We start from the raw sequence: 23,815 nt of genomic DNA, 5'->3' as shown, positions 1-23,815 counted from the left end.
ACACACAAAAAACAATTTCATCCATATGTATGCATACGGACAAATCTGGATTGGCTTAGGGTTTAGGGGGTAGGTAATAGAAGGGAAACGGCTTTGTCTTCTCCCTCATGATAATATGGATTTATCCTGGTTGTTAATATAACAGGGGAATGGTTTTATACCCATTCGTTTAAATGCTCTCCGCCACCGCAATTTAGCATTCGGCAGGAAACCGTAATGGTCTCTGTCAAGGGATTATTGCCGGTAGCATCAAAATTCTCCCTGTACTTTACCAAATAACCTTCGGTGAAATTTACTTCTTTCAGCTTGGCATCGGTATCACGTTTCAGGTACGTAATAGTTCCGTTTTTACGTTCGAAGTTATTGGTCATCCACTCAAAAAAGAAGGAATCGGCCGTAGATTCTACTGTAAAATAAATTCGTCCTCCCCGGGTTACCGATGAAGGACGTCCTGTGGCATCTACTTCCTGTGCCAGATCGTAGTTGACGTTCAGGATATTTACTTTCTTGCCACCAACAGATAATGTTGCTTTAAATGACATAATACGTAAAATTTAAAAATTAAGGTTAACAAATAAAAAATACCAAATCAAATATTGAATATATACAGAGTGCAAGATATTACATATGAACGTATTATCCAAAACCAGTTGTTAGGAAAATATTGCCTGTATTTTTTTGTACAGCAGAATCATCATTTGAAAGAACTCCAATATCTCCATGATTTATTGTTGTTGTTTTCAATAAACACCGGGGTTCTTTGGAACAGGTGAACAAAGAAAACATCCCGATACAAAAAAAGCATATGTTTAATTTGTCATATATGGTTATGTGTAAAAGTGGATTCTTCACTATCTACAATTGAGAAAAAGAAGATGGAAGATAAAAACGAATAGCAAAACTTCTCACGACATCATCCCCATTGATCCGGATCTTCTATGGATTTAACATAACCAAAGGTAGAGGAGAAAACGTAAAATATACAAACCATAGTAGTCCACATTTAGGAATTTGTACTATAAATTCCCGAAACTATTGTTGTTTTCCATAATATATAGCATTAAGCCCATTTCTTTGCTAAGAAAGCAAATCATATTTATTTGATAACTAAGCTATAAAGAACAAAGGATATGTCAATGATTAAACTTAATTGTTGCCATGGTGTGAAATTAAAAAATTGGAAGAAAAAAGGTATGTTAACCATATAGCCATGGTAAGACCCACCAATATTCCCCCGTTATTCCAAAAGAAGTATTTTGCAAAAAGGTGGTCAATGACATCCTTTCCAATTATTCTGAAAATTCTCATGAAAAATGGTCAGCCTTATCGAAGAAGAGGGTAAGATGAGTATCGAATAACTGAAAATGAATATTCAATCTAAAAGCTGAACCGCATATTAACTAAAAATTGGGATGGCCTTAAAATATATTCACTATGGCGGTAGATATAATCCTCATTATAAACATTTGTAAACTGTTCGGTATTAAGCACATTATTCCATAAGGCTTCCAGTTCCACTCTTTTCGATACCGTATAACGGTACTTAAACCTCAGAAAATACTCGGTTTTAGAGGCAAAGCCCGGAAACGTATTTCGATACGCTTCACCAGTGGCAATGAGCTGGTGCTTTTCCAAAGGGTGGAAATTAAGCATTCCAGTGTAGCTTTGGTTTTTCGCGTCATTGTCATTGTCCTTAGTCTGTGTATGAATGAACCTTAAATTAGCATAAAGTTCCGCTTCCATCCAACCCGTGATATTGGAATTCAATTTAGCGTTAAATCCAAGCCCGCGGTTTCTAACTTTTGCCAGTTCCGTGTCGATCAGTTGTTCGGTATTTGTCAAATCCAAAGACGTACCGATACTGAACAACCCCTTTATCGGATAAATAAACTTACTTACTTTAGCGTAAATCAAGTGTGAATTGGCATAGTTATCCAGCTCGGAAGTTTGGGAAACAGCCCTACCGTCAGGCAGGAATAAATTCTCGTATATCAGATTATTTTTAGACCTTCTGAATCGGTAGGAGGCGCTGAAAAAATTTGATTTTACCGGGTTTCTGTAACGAAACTGTAAGCGATAATTCTGGGCAACCCTTTCCGGAAGTACACTATTAAAAGCATTTAGACTACGATAATCCCTCATGATAAAACCACTGTACAATTGATCTATTACTCCAAAATCCTTCCCTACTCCTATAGAAAGATTTGCCCTCCAGAACGCATTCAAATCATTGCTGATGTTTATGGTGGGTTCCGGGATAAAGCGGTTATAACTCTCGTTATTTCCGAGGTTTCTATTTTCAAGATCAAATTTGTAAAATTTAAAAGGAACCCGTAGCGTTAACCGCCATTGTTCACTCTTATACTGTGCGCTGGCTTCCGCGTACAAAAGGCTACGTTTCATGTAAAAATTATTCCGAAATTCACTCTCAGCCATACGTCGCTCGTCCCCTTCTTCCGTATACATTCTACTTGTCAGGTGGTCACGTCCAGTAATAAATCCGACCTTTGGCATTATAGTAAACGCTCCCAACGATTTAATCAAATGAATGGAATTATCAATATTAAACTTATTGAGATTGAGGTCTTGTATAATCTTATCGTATGGATCCCCATCATTCAGAGCATCCGCAAATTGTCCCGGCCAAACCTGTAGGGATTGGGGAACATTGTCATAGGCTATTTTCGAATAGATATGGAGAAGTTCTTTACCTAAAGGTATAATTCCTTCCAAGGTATTGCTGAAAGAATAATCGGGAATATCAGCCTGTTGAATAATATCATCTGAAATTGTATTACGTATAAAACCATGCTGCGTATTCCACGACCCGCGAAAATCCAGGGTGTTTTTCAAATAACTGTCTTTGGTATTTTTAAACCATACCAGTTTGCCTTCCAGACTATTGAAGTGAAGTTTATTCTGTTTATCCTCGGTAATCGCCACGGTATCGCCGGGTGTGAAAATCTGTGTAGCAGTTCTCCCTTCCTGGAATTGCCCATCGTTGAGATAGGAAACGTTCACCTTTAGCTGGTGGTCTTTCTTCAATTGTACAAGGTAATTGGCGGTAATTAGATGGGCATTATTATCCAGCCACAACCGTTCGGAGAATGGCGGGAAACTTAATTGCTGAATACCTACCCAATCCCGAGACTTTTCTTCAAGAAATTCTTCCGCATTATCAATGGTAAGTGTTTTGATCTCACGGGATACGTCAATACCGGCGTTGTTTGCTTGGTAAGATGCTATGAATTGGTGTTTTTTTGAAAAGAGCATGGGTGTAACATTCACGTCCCACAAAAATGGTGAAAATCCTGCACCGATCTTAGCCGCTCCGGTAGCGGTAATATTGTTTTTTAGTTTAATGTTAAGCGATGCCTTATCACTGAAAACTAAGCTATCCAATAACTTGATGGGTTGGTGGTTTTCCAATATTTGAACCTTACTTACTGCATCAGCGGGCAGGTTATTATTGGCTAAGTTATATTTACCTTCCAGCAAATCAAGCCCTTCGATATAATATTTTTGTATCGGGTTACCCTGATACAGAATTCTACCATCCGCCTCGACCTCTATGCCAGGCATTTTCCTGAGTACATCAGCTATCACCCTATCACCTTTCCCTTTAAATTGCGAAACAGTGTAATCCAAGGTATCTCCTCGTTGCTTGATTGGAGGAGGTGCCTTTACAAAAACTTCCTTCAATTCTTGTACAGTAGGCCTCAACGAGAAGTTTACGGTTTGCGACTTGTTAATCACTGAATGTGAAGTCTCCGCATATCCTAAATGGGTAACCTTAATGTTTATTGTATCAGTTTCGGCATTCACTGTCAGGCTGTAATTCCCTACTTCATCTGCAAATGCAAAGGCAGCAATTGTTATTTTTCCTTCCTCCGAAATAATAATATTTGCTCCCGGAAGCCCTTTGTTGTCTTCATCAAGAACACTTCCAGAAATAATGATCTGTGCCAGCCCCAATTGGCAGAAAAACAACAACAAAAGTACAGTAACAATATTTGAAAATTTATACTGAGGAGATAAAGCTGATAGGTGGGGATGAAAACTGGTCGGCATTATTACTTAAGCACTTCTATCGTGTTATTCCTACGTTTGAATCGATCTTTTACCCTTTTCTCATGTTCATCATCCATTGGGGAAAATCCTTCCTGTTCATAAAATTCTACCGTATTATGCATTAAGCGTTTTAAAGTTTTTTTGTATTCATTTTTAGTGATTTTAATAATCCTGTGGTTCTTTTCAGGAAAAGTTATTGTCTTATTATCTTTTATCTTTTCAAGTTTTGTCAACTCAAAACTATATTGTTGTTTCGTATCTTCTATTTTAACTATCAAACCCGGCAGTCCAATAAATTTATAGGGGCCCTCGCTAATGGGAATCTCGGTAGTGAACCAAGCAATATAGTCTCTCCCCTCATACGTTGTGGTTGCTTTTTGGCATGCATATCCGGCAATTTCCATTTTCTCCTCAGATATGTTCCATTGCATTGATTTTAAAGGCTCTTCATAAGTATAGGTGTGACGAGCTATTTTATCAAAATAAGTAATTTGTTGCTTCGGATAATTTTTAAATACCCGGGAGTCAAATTTTGACCTTGGCAAATTAACAACCTTCTGAACTGATTGCTGTATGTTGATCTTTCCTTCTTCTCTATCCCTCCTGATAATTACTTTCATAGAGTCTGCATAAAGACTTTTATAACTTAAAAATTTTGAGGTCCTGTTTTTACCTATTTCCAATATCATAAATTCTTCCTCCTTACTTCCGGTATCTGTTGAGTCCACCTGAAAAGTCATCACGTATGTACACTTTAAATTCAAGGTATCAATGGAAATATTTTTATTTTGAGCATCTAAAGACCCCATAAAAAACAATATACTTCCAAACAATATTACATGATGCTTCTTCATATAATAAATCATGTTGTTATCTTTTTTGAAAAATTAAATAAACTTTTAGATAATTAACATAAGAAAGAAAAGGATACAAGCGGCATCTGGCCACTCGCACCTTTTCTATTAATATCAGGCTTATCCACAAATATACTCGTCGAAAGCCTCAGCGTCCTCTTCTAAATATTGGATATCGTCAATGCATAGCACTCCGGTTTCTCCACATGAAGAAGTAAAATCAACACATTCCATAACTGCTTCGATTTCACTATTGAATGTAAAAGCATTTCCATAATTAGCCGTAAATAAAAAGGCTACTGCAAAAAGGCCAATCAATTTTTTCATAATTATTTCGGTATAAATTTAATAAATAACCTTAAACTTTTTAGATGCGTTAAGGTTTCACATCTATTAGCGCTAATAATTGAAGGTTATAAAGGTATCCGGATATAAATCTCAAAAACAAATAGTAGTAGTACAGATTCCTGAATTTGTAGTATAAATTCCAGAATTTAGTGCATTTTTCCTCAAATTGGAGCATCATTTCAAGAGAAGTCAGGTACAAAAATTGGTTTAGAAAAAACTATATTAAAATAAAATCATAATTTTACACTCCCCCATCTTAACAAAAATAGTATAATTCTGTCCCAATAGATACTATAATGAACAACCTAAAGTGGTATTTTTTTCTTTTATGTCTCCAATTTTCCACGATTTCCTATAGCCAGGAGGGGGGCAAACGAAATATTCAGGATTCCTTACTTCAAAAAAGTTATGAGGAATTAGAAAATTACTTTAATTATTCCCTTAATGATGCCCTCAAATCCAAAATTTACGCAAATGCTTATCTAAGGAAGTCAATTTTGGACAAAGATCGATCTAAACAGTCCAGAGCTTATGGTTTCCTCTCTTCAATATCAGAACTCCAAATTTCTGAAAAGTATGCAGATAGTGCCATAGCTATGGCTGCATCCATAAGTGACTATGAGCAACTTATTAACGGACATTTTAAGAAAGCAAGGGTATTAAGGGATATGGGCCGACGTAAAAGGGCACTTGACGAACTCTTGAAGATAAATCAACTCGCCATAGAAAACAATGACTTTCACCAGCAACTGAATGTAAAATATACCATTGGTATTCTGAAAAATGATATTGGAGAATTCGATGATGCCCTAAAAACTTTCAAAGAATACGTTTCTTATACGGAAGCCTTGTATAAAAAAGATAAGAAAAATTCAAGAATCTATTCCATAGGCTTGATGGCTCTCGGCGATTCATATAATCGAAACAAAAAGTATGACTCTGCCATAACAGTTTTGAAAAAAGGAAGGTTATTGGCCTTGAACAATAAAAATACAATCAATTCGGCATACTTTACACAATTGGGTGGGGTTAGTACTTATTATCAAAAAAATTATAAGGCTGCTATTGATAGTGTCCAAAGAGGAACAGACACTATTCTTAAACTTGGAGATGTCAATAATGGCACAGTAGGCTATTTGTTCCTGGGTAAAATATATAAGGACAATGATCAACAAGCAGAAGCTGCCCGATATTTTACAAAAGTAGATTCCATGGTACAGAACCATAATGTTAACTTCCCGGAAATAAGAGAAGCTTATGAATTTTTGATAGATTTTTATAAAGAAAATGGTAATTCCAGGAAACAACTCGAACATGTAGATCGATTAATGCGTATAGACACCACACTACAGAATAATTATAAATATTTGACTAAAAATATCGTACAAAAGTATGACACCTCCGAACTCATATCGGAAAAGAATCAGTTGATACAGATCCTACACGATGAAAAAAAAACCTTCAGAATAGGGCTTATCCTATTATTGGGGCTTGTGGTAATTACCAGTGGGCTTACCTACAATTATTACAGAAAACAACGTGTCTATCGGAAAAAATATCAGATGTTGTTTAATGAAAAATCATCCGGCAGAAAATTAAAACCGAAGAAAATTAAAACCCAAAAAATAGAAGGGTTAAATATTTCAGAAACTACAGTGCATCATATTTCACAAAAGCTGGAGCAATTCGTAGAGGAAAAACAATTCCTCAAAAATGACATTTCTGTGACTAACCTGGCCAAGGCTATGAATACCAATCCTAAATACCTGACCAGTATCATCAAATTCTACGAACAAAAAAACTTTTCAACCTATATCAATGACTTACGGGTCAACTATATCATTGAAGAATTAAAAAACAATCCTTCATTAAGAAAATATTCCGTTAAGGCCATTGCATATGAAGTCGGTTTTAACAACACGCAGTCCTTTTCAAAGGCTTTTCATAAAGAAACCGGAATTTATCCAAGCTATTATATTCAGGAATTGGAAAAAGAGGAATTGAATAGGTAAAGCGAAAGCAAATAACACGAAATAAACCATATAGACTATTTCTCAATAGTACAAATTCCGGAAATAGCGTTTAAAATTCCGAAATTTGTACCATAACTTAAACCTCATAAGCTTAATTTGCGACTTAAATTGCTAAATTTATCCTCGAATTTAATACATATTTACTTATGAAAATGAACAGCAAAGAAAACCAAAAATGATTGTCTTTGATTAAAACCCGAATTGCTTCGCTTTCTCCTCTTCATATGGAGCAGGTTAAAGGGGGAAATGAAGAAGATACTACTATTATTACTGGTCAAACCTTTTTTCCTCCAGGTGAAGAAGAGGAAGACGAAGATTAATTCCGACAGGCAAATTTGATTCATAAGCCGGTTTAATTTCCTTTTACAGGATTTAAACGGGCTTTATCTATATAAAAAAAGTAAGTCATAAAAGCATCCATATTTGTTATGAATAGGCCTTTCTCCCTAGTTATTGGTATGATTTTAGTTTATTGTCCCCTTCTAGTTGTTGCCCAGCAAAGTGCTCCACCACAAGCACCCGTAAAAACCGTTACGGATACCTATCACGGTGTGGAAATAGAAGATCCATATCGGTATATGGAGGACCTTAAAAATCCCGAAGTGCTGGAATGGTTCAAAAAGCAAACGATGTATACCAATGCCGAATTCGGAAAACTCAAAGGAAAAGATAAACTTATAGCTTTACAGAAGGTGGTAGACAATATGCAGACCGCCAAAATCACCCAACTCAAGATTACAGATAATGACAAGCACTTTTACTTGAAAAGAACACCTGATGACAATACAGCGAAGTTGTACTACAGGAAAAATTTCGAAGGCGAAGAAGTACTACTATTCAGCCCCGGTGAATTCAAACCGGATTCGGGAATAGAATATGTTATCAATTACATTCAACCGGATTGGGAAGGAAATCAAATTGCGATTAGTCTAACAAAAAAAGGACAAGAGGTATCAGAAATAATAGTTCTCAATGTAGATACTAAAAAAAGAGGACATCATACTATAGATCACTGCTGGCCGTCTGACCTAGGTGGGGTAAACTGGCTACCTGATAATTCTGGATTTGTTTATATACACCTCCCGGTTATTGATGCCAAATCAGATGATTTTTTGAAGAAAACCACATCGGTACTATATAAAATTGGTGATAATCCCAAAGAGCTTCGTGAGGTATTTTCGGCTAAATCGGTTTCTCCTGAGGAGGTAAAGCCAGAAGACTTCCCTGCTCTGTCCTTGAGAAATCGAGATGATAAATACCTAATCGGAAGGTTGGCAGGGGTTTCAGCTTATCAAAGTACGTATTACGCTCCACTCCCAAAAAACGGAGATCTGTCTAACTTAAAATGGACTTTATTATTCAAAGCAGGAGATCGGATAAGGAATGTTGTTGTTGTCGGAGATTCACTGATTTACAAAACAGCAAAAAATACGCCTAACTTTCAGATTTGTAAAACATCCATTCAGAACCCAGACTTTGATAATCCAAAGATTCTGGTCAAGCAAAGAAAAGATGCTGTAATTACCGATTTTGAAGTGACTTCCGAAGGTCTCTTTTATACAACCAACAAGAATGGTATAGAAGCTGCCCTCTATGAATTCAAAAACGGGAAGGAAACACTTGTGGAACTACCCGAAGTATCTGGAAATTTGTCCATTAAATCCAAAGGAGTAAATTACCCTAATCTGTGGGTCACCACTAAAGGTTGGACCAGTAAAGGCAACCGATATAAATATGATAGTGCCCTTAAAACATTTATCAAAGCTGATCTTGTGGAAAGATCTTCCCTACCGGGACTCGAAGACTTCGTTATCGAAGAACTTACAGTAAAATCCCATGATGGGGAGGAAGTACCTCTATCATTGATCTATAAAAAAGGAATGAAGAAACATGGGAAAAACAGAGTATTGTTCTATGGATATGGATCTTATGGATATTCCCTGAAACCTAGTATGTATACCAATTTGTATCTCTGGGTTGCTGAAGGGGGGATATTTGCAATCCCTCATGTTCGGGGTGGAGGTGAGAAGGGAGATGCCTGGTATAAAGCAGGCTTTAAAACCACTAAACCCAATACATGGAAAGATCTGATTGCCTGTACGGAATATATGATAGACGAAGGATATACATCTAACAAGCATACGGCCATCTGGAGTGCCAGTGCCGGTGGAATCCTTATCGGAAGGGCAATGACAGAACGGCCTGACTTATTTGCTGCTGCCATAATTCAGGTTGGGGTAATGAATTTAATCCGACAGGAAACCCAGCCTAATGGCCCAAATAATGTGAAAGAATATGGTACTGTAAAAGACCCTGAAGAATTTAAGGCCCTTTTGGAAATGGACGCCTATCATCATATTAAAGATGGAGTGCATTATCCTGCCACTTACATTACCGCAGGGATGAACGATCCAAGAGTATCGGTATGGGATCCGGCAAAATTTGCTGCCAGGCTACAAACCGCCAATGCTTCAAATAACCCTATTTTCTTCAGTGTTGACTTTGAATCCGGTCACGGTGCAGGAGACACCAAGGCTAAGCAATTTGAATCTTTAGCGGATATTGTGGCTTTTGCACTTTGGCGAACCGGGCATAAGGATTATGAATATAGAAAAAATTAAATTATCCCGGTCTTCTATACCATCAAATTAAGACTTAAAATTAAATTCCGTAATTACTAAGTCCATGCTTATCCTCCTACCTGGAACTGATCTCCTGCGGAAAGTATGTAGTGGAAGCTGAAATCCTCGAATATTCCATAAAATTCCAGGTATAATTAAGAAAAGGGGATTGCTCCCTTTTTTACTTCTTTAGGTTTTTGGAAAAATTAGTTAAAATGCAAGTACTTTATCCAAAGCCTCATCAGTTTCCTTTTGCATAAAGTTAGCCTGATACCCAATAGTAGTCGTAATTGAAGAATGCCTATATAATTTTTGCAATGTCTGAATCGGAATCTTATCTCCGGATAAATGCCCAAAAGTATGTCTGGCTATGTGCATCGTCAACCGCTTGTCTATATTTAAAGTTTTAGTAACCTGCTGCAATCTCCGGTTTAAATTCCTCGTAATCGTGTGTATCCGACGACTTACATACTCTAAATCTGTCATGTCAACTTCATTAAAATATGGAAATACAAAATCATCTTTTCCAGTTTTGAACTTTCTATATACTTCTAAAAGATTATTTGCCTTTTCAGGAATCTTTAAGGAAACCATTTTTTTATTCTTCCCCATACGGTAACTCAATCTATCATCTTTAAAATCTGACCATTTTAATTTAAGTACATCACTTACTCGTATTCCAGCAAAGTAAAAACTAATCAACCATACATGCACGGCCAAACGTTGAGCATCCGTGAGGCTTTCTGCACTTTCTAACAATTGAACTTCTTCCCTACTCAAACCTATTTTTTCGGATTCAAATGCTTTAATTTGTATTTTTCCCTTTCCAAAGGGATATATGTTGCGATCAACAATACGTTCTGAAATTGCTATATTAAATATAGTTCTAATTAATATGAAATAATTATTAACGGTTCTTGGAGAATGTTTTCCATCCTCCAAAATATGAGTCTCAAGTTTTCGCAAAAATAAGGGTGTTATCTCTCTAAAATACAGAACTGATTTTCCGCAAAATTCCTTTATTTTCTTTAATCTACTTTTATCTGCTCCATGACGTTCGAATTTCTTTCTTAAAAGTAAACGTTCTAAAAACAATTCTCCAGTTTCAAAAAAATCAATTTCTCTTTTTTGCACAATTTCTTTTTTCACTTCTTCCAAAGTGATATAGTTATCTAGTGTACTGGTAGCAATTAATTTAGAATTTGCTTTTGCTATTTTTTGGATAATAAAATTATTGAGCATTTTAGCATTGGGATGTGATTTTTTAACTTTACTATGCTTTTTATCCCAATACTTTTTGTCAATATACTGTCCAGTGTACTTATATATACTTCTCCGGTCTTTTGTTATCCTTAATGCTATAGGAAATAATCCTGCCTTATTTTGTTTTTTTCGTAAAACTGCCTGTATCGTTGCCATATTCTATCTCGTGTTCTCATTTTGATGGTATTAAATTTACAAAATCTCATACACAAAATCAATTTCCCAGGTACAACATAGGTACAACATAGAGTGATTTTAAATGATACCAGATGATTATAAACAATTTCAAAATACAACTTAAAATCTTGTTTTTAAGACTTTTAAGTTTTGTTTGTAGTAAACAGATTACAATTCATAACCCTGAGGTCACGGGTTCAAATCCCGTCTTCGCTACCGGTAATGACAAGGCTTCCGAGAAATCGGGAGCCTTTTGTTTTTCAAAACATCCTTCTTACAAGTAAGAATTATTAATTTCCATTAGTTTAATCAGAATACAAAACACATCTTCCATATCGTTTTTCCAATTCCAACTACAATTTTTCCTGCTTACCCAGGATGAATTTAGGAAAGACCAGTATAAAACCTTTTTGCTGATCTTTTTGGACCGCCTCCGGATGTTGGTAGGTATAGCAGGCAATGGTATCCGGATCACGCCAGAAATGCACGGATGTATATCCTCTGTAATGAGCCCTATCCAGTGCCCACATGGATGAATCGACATAACTTCAAGATATTTTCTTGAATTCTTTCGTTTTTTCATATCTTTAAAAATCAATAATTTACCTATTTGATTTCAAGATGTTCTTCAATAACACCAATTGTGATATTTACATCGGTACAGGTGCCGGGAAAAAGTTGATGCGCGATATTGACAATGCCGGGCATTCCATAAAAATACTATCTCCTTATCTCTCCCCTTTTCTAATTGAAAAGCTCATTCGCTTGCATCATAAAGGAATTAATGTACAACTCATTACTACTGATGATATTGAAGACTTTTATGGCTCCTGGGAAAGAAACATCCATAAACTCATTCTGCAAGAAATATATGTGGATAAAGAAGCACAGGCTTTAAGAAAGAAATGGAGAACCATATACAAGATACTCAACTATATCAACATTGGATTGGGGATTTCACTTATTGTACTCGCATTCAAACTACAGGATATAAGGCTCCGGTTTATTTTAATCCCCATGGCCCTATTGCTTTGGATTGCATATGCATATCGTTCAAAATTCAGGAAGAAAAGAGTATATCATTACTCCTATCGCCAGCTTTTCCCTTTTAAAGTGTATAAATCCTATAAAACCGATGGGCACAGCACGTTGCTGCACGGCAAAATATACATTATTGATGACTGTATTGTTTACCTGGGTTCCTTGAATTTCACCGGGGGAGGAACTCGTAATAATTATGAAACCCGAATACGGATCACAGATTCGGATCCTGTTTATGAAATCAGGAAGGAATTTGACAGGTTATTTTATGAGGAAAATCTTCCCGAACGATCTGTTCTGTCCTGGGGAAAGACATTATATCGGGAACCTATAAATTGATTTTTTCCATATCTCATAATTTGCCGTTAACACCTTCGTCTTCCGCTTCCTCTTTTGAGGTTTTAGCCCCATTGGCAGCAGTCAAAGGTTTATCGAATGATTTGGTGTGCCATCCGTATTTGTCTATGTATTCTTCAAGTATATTATTTGGGGAAAAACTCAATAAAAATCTACCTTTCATAGCAACAAGAGCATTCAAATCCCGCCGGAAATGTTCGGAAGTATATCCTCTATCTCCCAAAGGTTAAAGATGTGGGTAACTTCTCATGATTGTTAATGGCATAGGTTTTTTTCTTGCCTTTATAAATGAGTTGTTTTACCTTATTTTTCTTCAAATCAAATTCGTCTAAATTCTCATTTTGAATTTCCTTTTGGTCTACAATGATTCGACCTTTAAAAAACTTTTTGGGTAAATAATTTAAATTATGGCCAAAGCAAATTATGGTCCTGTTTTGACGGTTCGCCAAAAACTTCTTTTAATATATTTAGATGTACCGGAAGTTGAATCTCTACATTATTTATGTGGATAGCATTATCAGAACAATCAATTCGGATTTCGGGAATATGCTCTTTCTTGCTTTTAAATAGTTTTATCATCTTTTCTGCTTTTCGTTTATTACAACCACTTCGCGTTTATACCTTTGCCTTTAAATTCTTCAATAATATGTTCCTTTGCATAGCACAAAGTGGCTTTCTTTAAGTTGGGAAAATATTTTGCATCCTCGGTACTTTCAATGTCCCAATAGTCTTCCCAGCCTCCACCGTCAATAAGCAATTGCAGGTAAATCTGGTTGCCGCCATCTTGGTATATTTCCGTCACTTCTCTGGCAAGGCGTTTCGGGATGGGCAAATCCTTAAAATATTGGGTAACTTCAGGGATAGGCTCTAAGCATTCCTCTTCAATGTCGATAGTTCGTTTGTCGTACCATTCTACAAATTCATACACATCAAATTGGGGTTGGAGCAGCTTCTTTCTGTACATTAGTTCGTGAATAATAGCCACTTTGAAACCAAAGTCTTTAAACTCAATGATTTCCTCTTCTAACGATGGAATGCTGTATTTATCGGCAGGGATTTCTTTTTTATAATTCGAATTCCAACCGATGCTATACCCCAATGTGTTCCCGTCTTTTATAAGTTGGCCAATTTTGTGGGGGCCCAGTGCTACCGTACGCTTATCAAATTGTGCAAACGGCTTTCCTTCAACGAGAATTTCTCCATTGAAGAAGTGTTTTGGTTGCATTTTTATACCGTCGTGCTTGTTTGTAATCAACAAAAGTGACAAGATATGGGACGAATTCGCATAATTGGCATAAACTCCTTGATTGTCCCAACAGTCGATGGTCGTTTTGGTGACTTCGGTTCTTCCTTTTCGGGAGGGTTTTCCCAAGGCTTTGTACAGTACCGTAGAGGAAGTGGGAAAAACAACCTGCACTCCGTTGATATAAAACGCATCCTCTTTATAGTGAATATTTATAGGTTCGGCTTTTTTGTTGAATAATTTTATCATTTTCTTTCTGTTTCTTTTTGCAACGCTGATAACACGGATTGTATTGATTTTCGCCACTCATCGTTTCCGTAGCCATAGTTTTTATTCTCCTTTTAGTCTTTCAATCATACCATCAATCTCTTTTTCAGAAAAATCTCCACTTATACTTACTTTTCCTCCCATAATTTCAGATTGAATTATAGGCATAGAAACAATTTTATTATTAATTACAATCGCTATGGGTTTTCCAATATTCTCTTTTGTAAGTAAATAAAGCCTTCGGGCTCCATCTTTTTTTAGCACAATAATAATTTCTGGTTTATTATCATTGTATTTATTGTATTCCTTTTTGATTTCTAAAATGTCTTTTGGGGTGAGCGATGGGTTATCTTCCAACTTTATGTCTTTGTCTTCTGTTGAGTAAGTGTAATCAACTGTTGCATAAAAACCATCATCCTTGTCAACAGGAATTGGTTTGAATTTTTGCATTGGTTTTTCAATAGTCTCGCTGAAATTTTTAATTATTCCCTCAATTTCTTCGTCTATCTCATTAAATTGAGAAGCAATAACTTGATAGGTTTCTCCTGAATTGAAAAACTTTTCAAAAGCACTTGTCTGAATAAAATCGTAAATATCTTTAATTTCTTCATCGTTAAACACCTCATTGAAAGCTAAACTTATCCGTTTAACAATTTCATCGTCTGTTAATTTCTTTTCTAGCTCAACAACCTTAATGCTATCGTTTCCTGTTGCTTGATACTTTAGAGATTCTATCTGAAATTCATATTTTGTTTTCTTATTCTCAAAGAGGTTCAATTTTTTAATAATTGCTTCGGTCTTTTCCTGTCTCGATTGCCCGAAACTTACGAGTGAGGTTGTGATGAGAATCAATCCAATTGTAAGAGTTCTCATTTCCTTAGTATTCATTCTATTATTTGTCATTTGTAGTGTTGTGTTTATTAAAATTATGGCTAACTGCGATTAGCTGCTTAACCAGTGTCATTTGCGTTTTTTTAAGCTGCTTCTCCTCTGAAAATAAAGTGCTTATGTAACGGTTACCTTTATTAGCTGTTGTACTATTTTTCAATTCGTTTTTTTACAATTTCTATAAGCTCGTCTTTTGTCATAAACGTTTTTAAAAAATCTTCAAGATTCCCCTCATTAGTAACTTCTCTAAAATATACTTCGTGGTCGGTTCCAAATAAAGTTGGATTCTCTGGGTTTGGGTCAGTCAAACAGATATAATAGCTATCAGGATAACCATAACTATAAAATACTTCAACAAAGTCAGGCATTTTATCGTTAGTTACTTTTATTACCTCACTCAAATCTGTGCCTTCGTCTGTAAAATATGAGTTCCATTCTTCAAAATCTTCTGTTCCTTCTTTGAAAGGTGTGAAAAGCCTTGGTTGCCAAAATACTTGTCCATAACCTTCGTCAGTTATGCGAAAATATTTGTCAATTATTTTGTCATAAAGCATTTGTTTGTTGGTTTTGAAGCGTTCTTCGTTAATAAATTCTCCAATTCCATAAATTGGTTCTACATTATCTGCTGTTTGCCAAGGTGTGTCTTCGATTGTTTTTGGGTAAAGAACTTTGTTAAAAGTAATAGAGAGTATATCGTCTGCCAATGAATTACCTTTAACATTGTCTATGTTTCCTCCAAGTTTTTTTATTTTTTCTAAAATTCCCTTTTTCATCTTATCTTTTGTCTGATTTCGGTTGGTCAATCATTAATGCTAATTATAATATATTAATTATTCATTTTTGAACTGCTCTTGCCTGCCGTAAGGTAGGGATAAAGCTGATTACAAGCTATTGGGATGATTTACACTGGTTTCATCTGCAATTATCTACCTAATCTGCGTCATCTGTATTCTATTTTTTACTAATCACTCTTTTCTTTCCCGAAAAGAAATCTCAATTAAGTCATCATCCGAGGCAAATGTTTTATGGTGTGCTCCCAGTTCCTCTGCCTTTACCACAAGGGCTTCCTGTTCAAAATCAGTACTGTTCATTTGGTCGAGAGGTTTAGCAGTTTTACTCATTTCAATACTTTTGGCAATATGGTAAACGTCTCCTTCTATTTTAACTACCTTAAAGCAGCCAAATTCCAGATTCATACCTAAAGGACTTCCCTTTTCTTTATACACTTCGATACGGCCCAAGAAAACATCACCTCTATTTACACTGGCCATTTCCGCCTCTCTTTGCTCAAAATTTTCCATCCGTTGCGGTTGGCCAATCAATCCGTCATAGGCAATATAGCCCAGCATACCAACAACTGCCAAAAGAAAGAGCCAGCCTAAAACGGTTACTTTAAAACCTCCTTTTTGTGGAGGAACTTTCTCAACTTCCTGCTGGGCAAATGCTTTCATCTCCTCCGTCCATTTTCGTTTTGGAATGCGTGTTCCTGTAAACGTAGTAAACGTGTTATCTCTATATTCTAGGAGAACTTTTTTGTTTTTTAACACATAAAGGATTGTTCTTCCCTCTCGTTGAAATAAATTGAGCACCATTGGTTTACCCGGATTTTTCGGATTTTTAAGATGTGCCGCATCTACTTCTTTAATGCTGATGTTTGATATTCTAATCCACATAATTTGTTGCTTTTATGGTAAAACGGTATTGTTAAACTGAAACGGAAGCTCTTTTACGGCATTCTTATTTTCAATAAGAATCTCGATATAGCAACCTTTTGTTGGTTGTTCGGTTAAGTGAAATTGGTAGATGTTGTCTACTGAAGAATACCCACTGCTTACTTTCTTATCGTTTTCATTGTAGATGTCCATTCGGTAAAATGCTTCGTTTAATTTTTGATTGAGTTGAAACGTTAGCGTCTTATATACCGAGCTTCTGTTGGTTAGCCCCATAATTCTATCGAGTAATTGGCGCGCCTGGTTTATTTCTTCTTGTTCTTTATCGCTTATTGGGCTTTCTTTTTTTCGTTTTTCTACTCTGGCATCAATCATTTTTTGCATTTCCTCTTGCACATCGAGAAGCTTATCGGTGTCCATTAATTGTAAATCTATTTCAGGATAACTATCGGCTAACAGATTTTCGTCTTTACGCTGTAAAAAATCGCGGATAATTATTTTTCCTCCATTGGCTTCGGTTGGGGTAAAATAAAGTAGGCTGCCTTCAAAGGTTTTTATTTTGGTGACTTGGCGAATGGGTGCTTCTACGGTAAATTCCATTCGTTTATTATTTTTGTACGTATCGTTTTTGTAAAAGGGCCCCTTAATTTCTTTTAGCGATTTGCCGGTTTCATCTACCACTTTCAACTTGCCCAACTTTACAAAATGGTAATCATCTAACGCAATACCATTTACTGCAGTAGTGAATGTAATGTTGTTAATGGAATCTGATGTGCTGCGTTGTGTTTGTCCGTTAAGTCTTTCTTCTTTAATATCCTGCAAAAACAAGTTTAACTCCTGCGAATAAGAAGTAATACTTGATATACAAAAGACGAAGATTAAAATTAGTTTTGGTTTCATTATTGTTTTGTTTTTTATGGAATGCTGATTGTATTGATTAAGCTATTTTTTATCTGCGAACATCTTGCCTAATAATCTGCGTATTCTGTGTTCTACTTTACTACACTCTGTTTTTCAGTTTCTAACCAAGTTAAAGTGTATTCTTGCTCATAAACTGTTTCATATGTATGTACATTGTCTTTGTAGCCTTCAAGCCCTACTTCACCTTCATCTACATTTAAATTGGGCTGTGAACTTTGCTTTACCTTCGCTTTCATTTTGGCAATCAATTGCGAGCGATTTCTTTCTTCTTCACTCATACAATCGGCATAATTTAATGCTAACAATTTTTCTGCATTGCTTTTGTTGGCCATAATATATGCCGTAAAGTTGTAGTACATATAATCTTCTATGTACATTATTTTATTAGTTGGTGTTCTAAGGTCATTCCCGGCTTTATCCAATAAATAAGCACCCGACGAGCTGCCTTTAGATACGGAAACTTCAAAATCGGTTATTTGCTTTGCCTTGTTTCGAATACAACGTTTTATTTTTTCTACCCATTGTTTTTCAAAAAGCGACTCGTTTTTCATTATCCACGTATTGTGGTCTATTCCATTTACCGTCGTTATACGTTCATATCCGGAACTGTCTTTTTCCCGGGTAACCGATAAGGCAATACTGGAAAAATAAACCCGAAAACGAAAGGCTCTGTTGTCGGGTACAAAAGTTGATTGATGGGTGATAAAAATATTGTCGTAGCTGGATATGGAATCTCGCTTTTCCTGAATTCTTTTTTTAACACCGTCTATTCTTTTAGACTTTACAGGAACTGCATAGTCAATTAAATCACCTGTTTCAAAACGTGTAAATACGCCCCCTAATTTTTGGTTGACCAATGTGTTATTCTTAAAAAGCTTTACCCCAAAGCTTCTATCGCCCTCTCCGGGTAAATAGTTAGCCATACTTACTTTTATTTTTAATTTATCCCGATTATCCTTTAGCGCTTTTTCATCAAGTACCATAAACTCGCCCAATTCTTTATGTTTGATGTAAAGCGCATACTTCCCATTTGAAAAGTCTACGTCTTCTAACAATGCATCTATTGATTGGTTAGAATTACAAGCAGTAAAAAGAGAAAAAGAAACCACTAGCATAACTATTATTTGAATGTGAATTTTCATCTTTTTACTTTTTGGGCAAGGTGATAAATACTAGAATAATTAATGTAGCCATAAATAGCCCGATTACCGTTACCTTCTGCTTCCGGCTTTTTGGGGAAGACAAAATCAAGATTAGCCCGATTACAATAACCATCCAGCCTACTACTTCTGATTTTAAATAGGTGGTGAATATTTCTATTCCACCTACCAGAAGAAGCAATATTCCGCCATAAAAAGAAGTGTTTCCGTTTAATTTCATCTTTTAATTGCTTTTTTGGAATGCTGATAACGTTGATTGTGCTGATTTGCTCTGTTTTTATCTGTGATTATGTGCGTCATCAATGTTCTATTTATGCCCTGTTTTTTTAAGGTAAAGTGATGTTTTTCAATTGAAACGGAATTTCTTTTACGGCATTTTCACTTTTCACTTTAATCCTTAATTCTGTTTCAGGAACAAGACTTTCTTTTAGGCTGTAAGTATACGTATCACTATAAGTTGACGTTCCGTTAAATAAATTTTCTCCGTTTTTATATACTTTTATTTCAACAATCGCATCGTTTGGGTCTTCTCTGTAAAAATGCAATAGTTTTGAAAAGTCGCCGTCCCAGTAACTATAATCATTCACTGCCTTATCCAGGTAACGTTTTGCGACATCAACATCATAACCTACACCAGCATTTTTATGAATTTCTTTTACTTTTTTAATATATGCGGCTTCGTCTTCTTTTAGCTTGCTCAAGCCTTTTATATCTATCAATACCAATTTACAACCACTTATTCCTGTCAGCAGGTTTTTATGGTAATGCTGTTGTAAACTGGTAATATTCAGCTTCGATTTAAGCGCTTCTGAAATGGTAAAATATTCTATCGTTCCTTCTATGGAAACGCTTTTTGCTTTCCTTATCGGCGGCTCAATGCCGATTACTATTTCGTTGTCTTTTGTGAAATAGTTTGTGGGGTAAGGATATCCGGCAATCGGTTTTAAAGTGTTCCCTAAATTATCTACTGCATTGATTTTTGAAACACTAACTTGATGTTTTTCATCTACTTCAATGCCGGTAAGCTCGGTGGTCAATTCCAGTTTGCTGGGCCAAAAACCGATGTTTCTTTTTTCTTCGGTGCCTCTCAAGACCAATTCTTCTTGTTGGGCAAGTAATACTTGCGGAATAAAGCAGTATACAATAGCTATTAGAAATGTTGTTTTCATTGGGTTGTTATTAACCTTCATATTGTTCGTTCAATTTATCTAACACGTGTTGCAAGCTTTTATTTGCTTTTTCTGCAATTTCAGAATCTATAGCTGCTGTTTTTGAAACCTTGGTCAATGTTGCCTGCCGACCTGAAAAATCGAGATGCGCCATCACCGTACCGTCGCCCCAAAGAAAGTCATAGATTATTGCGGTGCCTTTTTCTGCTTGACTTTGATAGGTAGCGAGTTGCTTAAAGAACGAAATCATCGGGAGGATTTCCAAAAAGTTTTCACTGAACTGCAATAGGATAAAAGTCCATATTTGCGCTGCATCATGATATTGCTGTGAAGCTCCAAAACGTTGGTCGGTCACAAAATTCTTTATCAGCGTCCCATTGGTAGCATAAGGATAATGCAAATGATTTTGCGGAACGGTGGCAATATCTGTCGGGGAGTGCATCTCCCTGCTTTTCCACCAGGCGAGTACGTCAATATTGACCGCCAATGGTTTTGATTGCGCTTTTAAAAACGCTTCCAGCTTTTCTTTTTTTATTTCTATGCTAACGTATAGTGAACTAGGCTCTGACATTTTATTTAATTTTCAGTTCAGTGGTTATTTTCAATCGTTTATCTGATTTTTGGTCATTTAAAATTGCGATCAATTGGCAAGGATTTTTCACTTCGCCCTGTGTAAAAGTGATGACGGCACTCAATTGTTTGGCAACATTGTCGACGTTAATTCCTGTCTCTGTAAAGGTGCTGAACAGATTCGGGTTGTCAAGGATTTTAGTGCCTTCTCGGTCCTTTAATTCCAGCGAAAGCGTGGGAAATACCATATCATTTTCAGTCGTTAATCCTTTTATGCCTTCTAACAGCAACATAAATTTTTCGTTTTGGTTTATTTCAGAAGTTACCACCGGTCGTTTTTGGCTTTCATTCCACAGATAAATAGTGGAATACGCAATGCCGGTGGATTCAATAGTGAGCAATCCGGCATCTTTTACGGTAAAAGGCATTTTATAGGTGAAATTTCCTTTGCCTTTTGCATCCCATATATGGATGTGTGCTTTATATTTTTCGTTGTTTTTATAAGGTAGAGCAGCGGTAAAATTGGCCTGTAATTGTAGTGGTGATAAGCTTGTTCCTTCATATATATCGGCAAGTAGATTGGCATAAGAAAGTACCGTGTCTTTTTCGTTTTTTACAATGTCTAATGATAATGCGGGATAGGTTTTGTCATTTATTTTAGTGAAACCGGTAAGATTCTCAAATACAAAATTTACTTTCTCGCCATACACGAATTGGTTGTTTTTGGTTGGCTGCCCGCCAGTTTCTATCGTTACTTTATCACAGTTGATACCATCGCCTTTAGAAACAGCTCCGGTGATAAAATCTTTGCTTGACGACTTGTTGAATTCACAAGAAACAAATAAGATAGAAGCCGTAAAAAGCCCTGAAATAAATGTTGTTGTTTTCATTTTCTCTTTGTTGATTTTTGATAAGAATGTTAAGTTGCTTTGTTGTTCCATAGATCAATTGTTTTTGCATTCATCATTGTATCATCTTTAAATTCCGCGTCCGCCGTAAAATGATTTTAGTACGAGGTTGACCTCTTTTTTGAATTCTTTGTACGAAAAATTGTGGCTTTGTGCCATTTCCTTCACCTTTTTCCTGAGAGCACGCTGACGTTTAAACATCATCACTCCGGCGATAAGCAAGCCGAGTACAATAAAGCTGAGTATAACAACCATCGTATTTTTTATGTTATTGGATTCGGCGATGGTATAGCTTTTTCCTGCAACAAAAAAGTTATAGCCTGCAATAACGATAATCATTAAAATAACAGGAATGCGTACCCACCAATGTCCTTTTAAATAGTGTTCATATTCTTTAAGAAAAACTTCAAAGTCTTCTTTATTTACTTTCGGAATAAATTGTAGGTCTGTGATTTGCGGTTGATTCATTTTTGTCTGTTTTTGTTGGAACGCTGTTTTTAGTTTTAAGTGACTTAAAACTTATGACTCACAACTGCGTTTGTTCTATTTTTACTGTTCATCAATTTCGCTTAGTATTTCGTCTATAAATTCGAAAAAACCGATTTCTCCTAAAATTTCCCAAGTTTCGTGGTCCCAATCAACAGTTACATTGCTATTGTTTTTATAGAAACATTGGGCATTGCCGGCACCATCGGGGCAAAATTCAAGTAAATCGCTGAAGGTGTAGCCTTGCGGCGGTGCAATATTTTCTCCCTCGCATATCGGGTCCATTAGTTCTGCCATCACTTTTAGGTGCTGATTTTCCATAACATAATAGTTACCGTAATGGCTTGCGCCAAATCCGTTATGTATGGCATAGAGTGCTTTTAAGTCTTTGGGAACACCCCAGTAATATGTTTTCAGGTTTCTGTTAGGCACTGGGTTTAATAGCGGAGCGCCACCGGTAAATACTGTAAAATAATCTCTACCATCATAAAGTTTCATCTCCAGTAAATAGTGTAAATACCAATCGTTTTCCCGCTTTTCGGCATAAATAAACTTGCATCTGTTTTTTAATGCTGACATTAAATTTGGATTTTTTTTAGAAATTGGCTGAAAGTTTTCCGTTATAAATTCCGCTATTGTTTTATTGTTTCGATTGAACCAAGGGCAGTCTTTTGGGAATGCTCCAAGTTGATAAAAGTTTGAACTATTTCTGGATTCAAAAACAAGTTTCACGCCTTCAAAGCCGTATTTATTTATAATTTTATTTTCCAAGTTTGTCGTTCGGATAAATTCTGAATTAAACTCTTTTTCAGAATCGCTTTTGAGTTCTTCCCGAAATGTAGCTTTTAATTCAGCGGTCAGTTTTTCATTATTATTCTGACTATTTGCTTCCAAAAAAGATAAAATTCCCATTGAATTCGTTTAAACTTTTTTCTTTTTGATGGGTTTGAACTTTTTCAAAGCTAACACAATAAAAGCAAGATAGTTAAACCCTGTCCAGCTTGCCACGGTGGTGTCAAACCTGTTTAGTAATGACCGGAAACTGTCCATCCAGGCATTGGTTCGCTCGATGGCATATCGCTGGTCATAAAGTTCTTTGTCAAAATAGTCATCTCTGTCCTTGTCACTGTTACGCCTGTTGAAACAGATATTGGCATTGATTTCCTTTTGGGCACAAGCCTGTCGGAAATCCTTGGAATCAAAGCCCGCATCAGCATTGAGGAACAACCCATCCACACGGAGGTCAGCATCTTCCAGAGTACCAGTGACTACTTCGAACTGCACCTCAATGTTATACAGGTCGTTATGATTGCCGGCAACAGGTTCAGACATAGCTAAAGGTAGTCCCTGCCTTTCGCTAAGGTATAGGGCATTGGTGGTTTTGCGCTTCTTACGGCCTTGGTATTCCACTTGTTCCCCGCCCCTGATGGCCGAGGTGTGACTGCCATCCAGGTCCACACTGGAAAGGTCAAGTTTTGATTTATGGCGGTTGAGGAAGCTCACCCAACAGTCTTTCCAAAAACCGCACAAGCACCATTTCCGGTAATGGTAGTAAACCGATTGCCAACTTAGCACTTTACTGTCAAAAAGGGCTTTTACAGGCACTTGATGCCACTGCACACCGGTCTTGAGCTTGTAGAGGATGGCGTTAACAATCTCAACCAATGGAACGGTCGGGGCAAATCCTCGATGAGTTTTAGGTATGTAAGGAACTATTTCCAATTCTATCGTATCTTTGTCAAGTACAGAGTACATAAAGGGTTGGTTT

Annotated in this window: 25 protein-coding genes; 4 read left to right on the top strand and 21 right to left on the bottom strand. The window is 36.3% G+C overall.

Translation table 11 applies throughout. The features are described 5' to 3' along the window. Positions 1-155: 155 nt before the first annotated feature. From tssD to ACVBDU_RS01585, 4 genes are all read right to left on the bottom strand, one after another. Positions 156-542 (bottom strand): type VI secretion system tube protein TssD, encoded by a 387-nt coding sequence (gene tssD / locus ACVBDU_RS01600; protein WP_447178032.1) that lies wholly within the window; start codon positions 540-542, stop codon positions 156-158. Positions 543-1,377: 835 nt separating this feature from the next. Further along, positions 1,378-3,996, bottom strand: a complete 2,619-nt coding sequence (locus ACVBDU_RS01595; protein ID WP_447178031.1) for a carboxypeptidase-like regulatory domain-containing protein — start codon at positions 3,994-3,996, stop codon at positions 1,378-1,380. A 77-nt stretch (positions 3,997-4,073) separates the two neighbouring features. Continuing rightward, positions 4,074-4,925, bottom strand: a complete 852-nt coding sequence (locus ACVBDU_RS01590) for a GLPGLI family protein (RefSeq protein ID WP_447178030.1) — start codon at positions 4,923-4,925, stop codon at positions 4,074-4,076. 120 nt (positions 4,926-5,045) lie between these two features. Then, positions 5,046-5,252 carry a hypothetical protein gene (locus ACVBDU_RS01585; protein WP_447178029.1) on the bottom strand — a complete coding sequence of 69 codons (207 nt, stop codon included), beginning with the start codon at positions 5,250-5,252 and terminating at the stop codon, positions 5,046-5,048. Positions 5,253-5,770: 518 nt separating this feature from the next. Here ACVBDU_RS01585 and ACVBDU_RS01580 point away from each other — a divergent pair. The 3 genes from ACVBDU_RS01580 (at position 5,771) to ACVBDU_RS01570 (ending at position 9,927) form a co-directional block, all read left to right on the top strand. After that, the gene (locus ACVBDU_RS01580) at positions 5,771-7,285 is read left to right on the top strand and encodes a helix-turn-helix domain-containing protein (protein ID WP_447178028.1); all 1,515 of its coding nucleotides are present in this window, start codon (positions 5,771-5,773) and stop codon (positions 7,283-7,285) included. A 206-nt stretch (positions 7,286-7,491) separates the two neighbouring features. Then, positions 7,492-7,626 (top strand): hypothetical protein, encoded by a 135-nt coding sequence (locus ACVBDU_RS01575; RefSeq protein ID WP_447178027.1) that lies wholly within the window; start codon positions 7,492-7,494, stop codon positions 7,624-7,626. Positions 7,627-7,734: 108 nt separating this feature from the next. Then, positions 7,735-9,927, top strand: a complete 2,193-nt coding sequence (locus ACVBDU_RS01570) for a prolyl oligopeptidase family serine peptidase (RefSeq protein WP_447178026.1) — start codon at positions 7,735-7,737, stop codon at positions 9,925-9,927. A 210-nt stretch (positions 9,928-10,137) separates the two neighbouring features. Here ACVBDU_RS01570 and ACVBDU_RS01565 read toward each other — a convergent pair whose 3' ends face one another. Both ACVBDU_RS01565 and ACVBDU_RS01560 read right to left on the bottom strand, forming a co-directional pair. Further along, positions 10,138-11,346, bottom strand: a complete 1,209-nt coding sequence (locus ACVBDU_RS01565) for a tyrosine-type recombinase/integrase (RefSeq protein WP_447178025.1) — start codon at positions 11,344-11,346, stop codon at positions 10,138-10,140. 374 nt (positions 11,347-11,720) lie between these two features. Then, positions 11,721-11,897 (bottom strand): hypothetical protein, encoded by a 177-nt coding sequence (locus tag ACVBDU_RS01560; protein ID WP_447178024.1) that lies wholly within the window; start codon positions 11,895-11,897, stop codon positions 11,721-11,723. A gap of 91 nt (positions 11,898-11,988) precedes the next feature. On the opposite strand from ACVBDU_RS01560, the gene ACVBDU_RS01555 reads away from it, so the two are divergent. Continuing rightward, entirely contained in the window at positions 11,989-12,747 is a 759-nt protein-coding gene (locus ACVBDU_RS01555) for a phospholipase D family protein (RefSeq protein ID WP_447178023.1), read from the top strand. A gap of 13 nt (positions 12,748-12,760) precedes the next feature. Here the strand turns inward: ACVBDU_RS01555 and ACVBDU_RS01550 are convergent, their stop codons facing one another. The 15 genes from ACVBDU_RS01550 to ACVBDU_RS01480 form a co-directional block, all read right to left on the bottom strand. Then, positions 12,761-12,928: a hypothetical protein gene (locus ACVBDU_RS01550; protein WP_447178022.1), complete on the bottom strand. Its 168-nt coding sequence runs from the start codon at positions 12,926-12,928 to the stop codon at positions 12,761-12,763. Between the two features lie 242 nt (positions 12,929-13,170). Then, the gene (locus ACVBDU_RS01545; RefSeq protein ID WP_447178021.1) at positions 13,171-13,344 is read right to left on the bottom strand and encodes a DUF7738 domain-containing protein; all 174 of its coding nucleotides are present in this window, start codon (positions 13,342-13,344) and stop codon (positions 13,171-13,173) included. Positions 13,345-13,363: 19 nt separating this feature from the next. Then, entirely contained in the window at positions 13,364-14,257 is an 894-nt protein-coding gene (locus tag ACVBDU_RS01540) for a DUF6892 domain-containing protein (protein ID WP_447178020.1), read from the bottom strand. Positions 14,258-14,338: 81 nt separating this feature from the next. Continuing rightward, positions 14,339-15,178, bottom strand: a complete 840-nt coding sequence (locus ACVBDU_RS01535) for a SecDF P1 head subdomain-containing protein (RefSeq protein WP_447178019.1) — start codon at positions 15,176-15,178, stop codon at positions 14,339-14,341. A gap of 134 nt (positions 15,179-15,312) precedes the next feature. Beyond that, a complete protein-coding gene (locus tag ACVBDU_RS01530) occupies positions 15,313-15,936 on the bottom strand; it encodes a hypothetical protein (protein WP_447178018.1) in 624 nt (207 codons plus the stop codon). 192 nt (positions 15,937-16,128) lie between these two features. Continuing rightward, entirely contained in the window at positions 16,129-16,836 is a 708-nt protein-coding gene (locus ACVBDU_RS01525) for a hypothetical protein (protein ID WP_447178017.1), read from the bottom strand. A gap of 12 nt (positions 16,837-16,848) precedes the next feature. Then, on the bottom strand, positions 16,849-17,733 hold the full coding sequence (locus ACVBDU_RS01520) for a hypothetical protein (RefSeq protein WP_447178016.1): 885 nt from the start codon (positions 17,731-17,733) through the stop codon (positions 16,849-16,851). Positions 17,734-17,825: 92 nt separating this feature from the next. Beyond that, positions 17,826-18,896, bottom strand: coding sequence for a hypothetical protein (locus ACVBDU_RS01515; RefSeq protein ID WP_447178015.1), 1,071 nt, complete (start codon positions 18,894-18,896; stop codon positions 17,826-17,828). Between the two features lie 4 nt (positions 18,897-18,900). Then, the gene (locus ACVBDU_RS01510) at positions 18,901-19,134 is read right to left on the bottom strand and encodes a hypothetical protein (RefSeq protein ID WP_447178014.1); all 234 of its coding nucleotides are present in this window, start codon (positions 19,132-19,134) and stop codon (positions 18,901-18,903) included. A 106-nt stretch (positions 19,135-19,240) separates the two neighbouring features. Next, positions 19,241-20,083, bottom strand: coding sequence for a hypothetical protein (locus tag ACVBDU_RS01505; protein ID WP_447178013.1), 843 nt, complete (start codon positions 20,081-20,083; stop codon positions 19,241-19,243). A gap of 10 nt (positions 20,084-20,093) precedes the next feature. After that, positions 20,094-20,654, bottom strand: coding sequence for a hypothetical protein (locus ACVBDU_RS01500; RefSeq protein ID WP_447178012.1), 561 nt, complete (start codon positions 20,652-20,654; stop codon positions 20,094-20,096). A gap of 1 nt (position 20,655) precedes the next feature. Then, entirely contained in the window at positions 20,656-21,594 is a 939-nt protein-coding gene (locus tag ACVBDU_RS01495) for a hypothetical protein (protein WP_447178011.1), read from the bottom strand. A 36-nt stretch (positions 21,595-21,630) separates the two neighbouring features. After that, on the bottom strand, positions 21,631-22,029 hold the full coding sequence (locus tag ACVBDU_RS01490) for a hypothetical protein (RefSeq protein WP_447178010.1): 399 nt from the start codon (positions 22,027-22,029) through the stop codon (positions 21,631-21,633). Positions 22,030-22,110: 81 nt separating this feature from the next. Beyond that, positions 22,111-22,959, bottom strand: coding sequence for a hypothetical protein (locus ACVBDU_RS01485; protein WP_447178009.1), 849 nt, complete (start codon positions 22,957-22,959; stop codon positions 22,111-22,113). 9 nt (positions 22,960-22,968) lie between these two features. Further along, positions 22,969-23,802, bottom strand: a complete 834-nt coding sequence (locus ACVBDU_RS01480) for an IS5 family transposase (RefSeq protein WP_447177729.1) — start codon at positions 23,800-23,802, stop codon at positions 22,969-22,971. Positions 23,803-23,815: the final 13 nt, after the last annotated feature.

Source organism: Sinomicrobium endophyticum (genome assembly GCF_052983315.1).
Note: the sequence above shows the minus strand (reverse complement) of the source record. Positions and strands in the feature narration are given on the sequence as shown.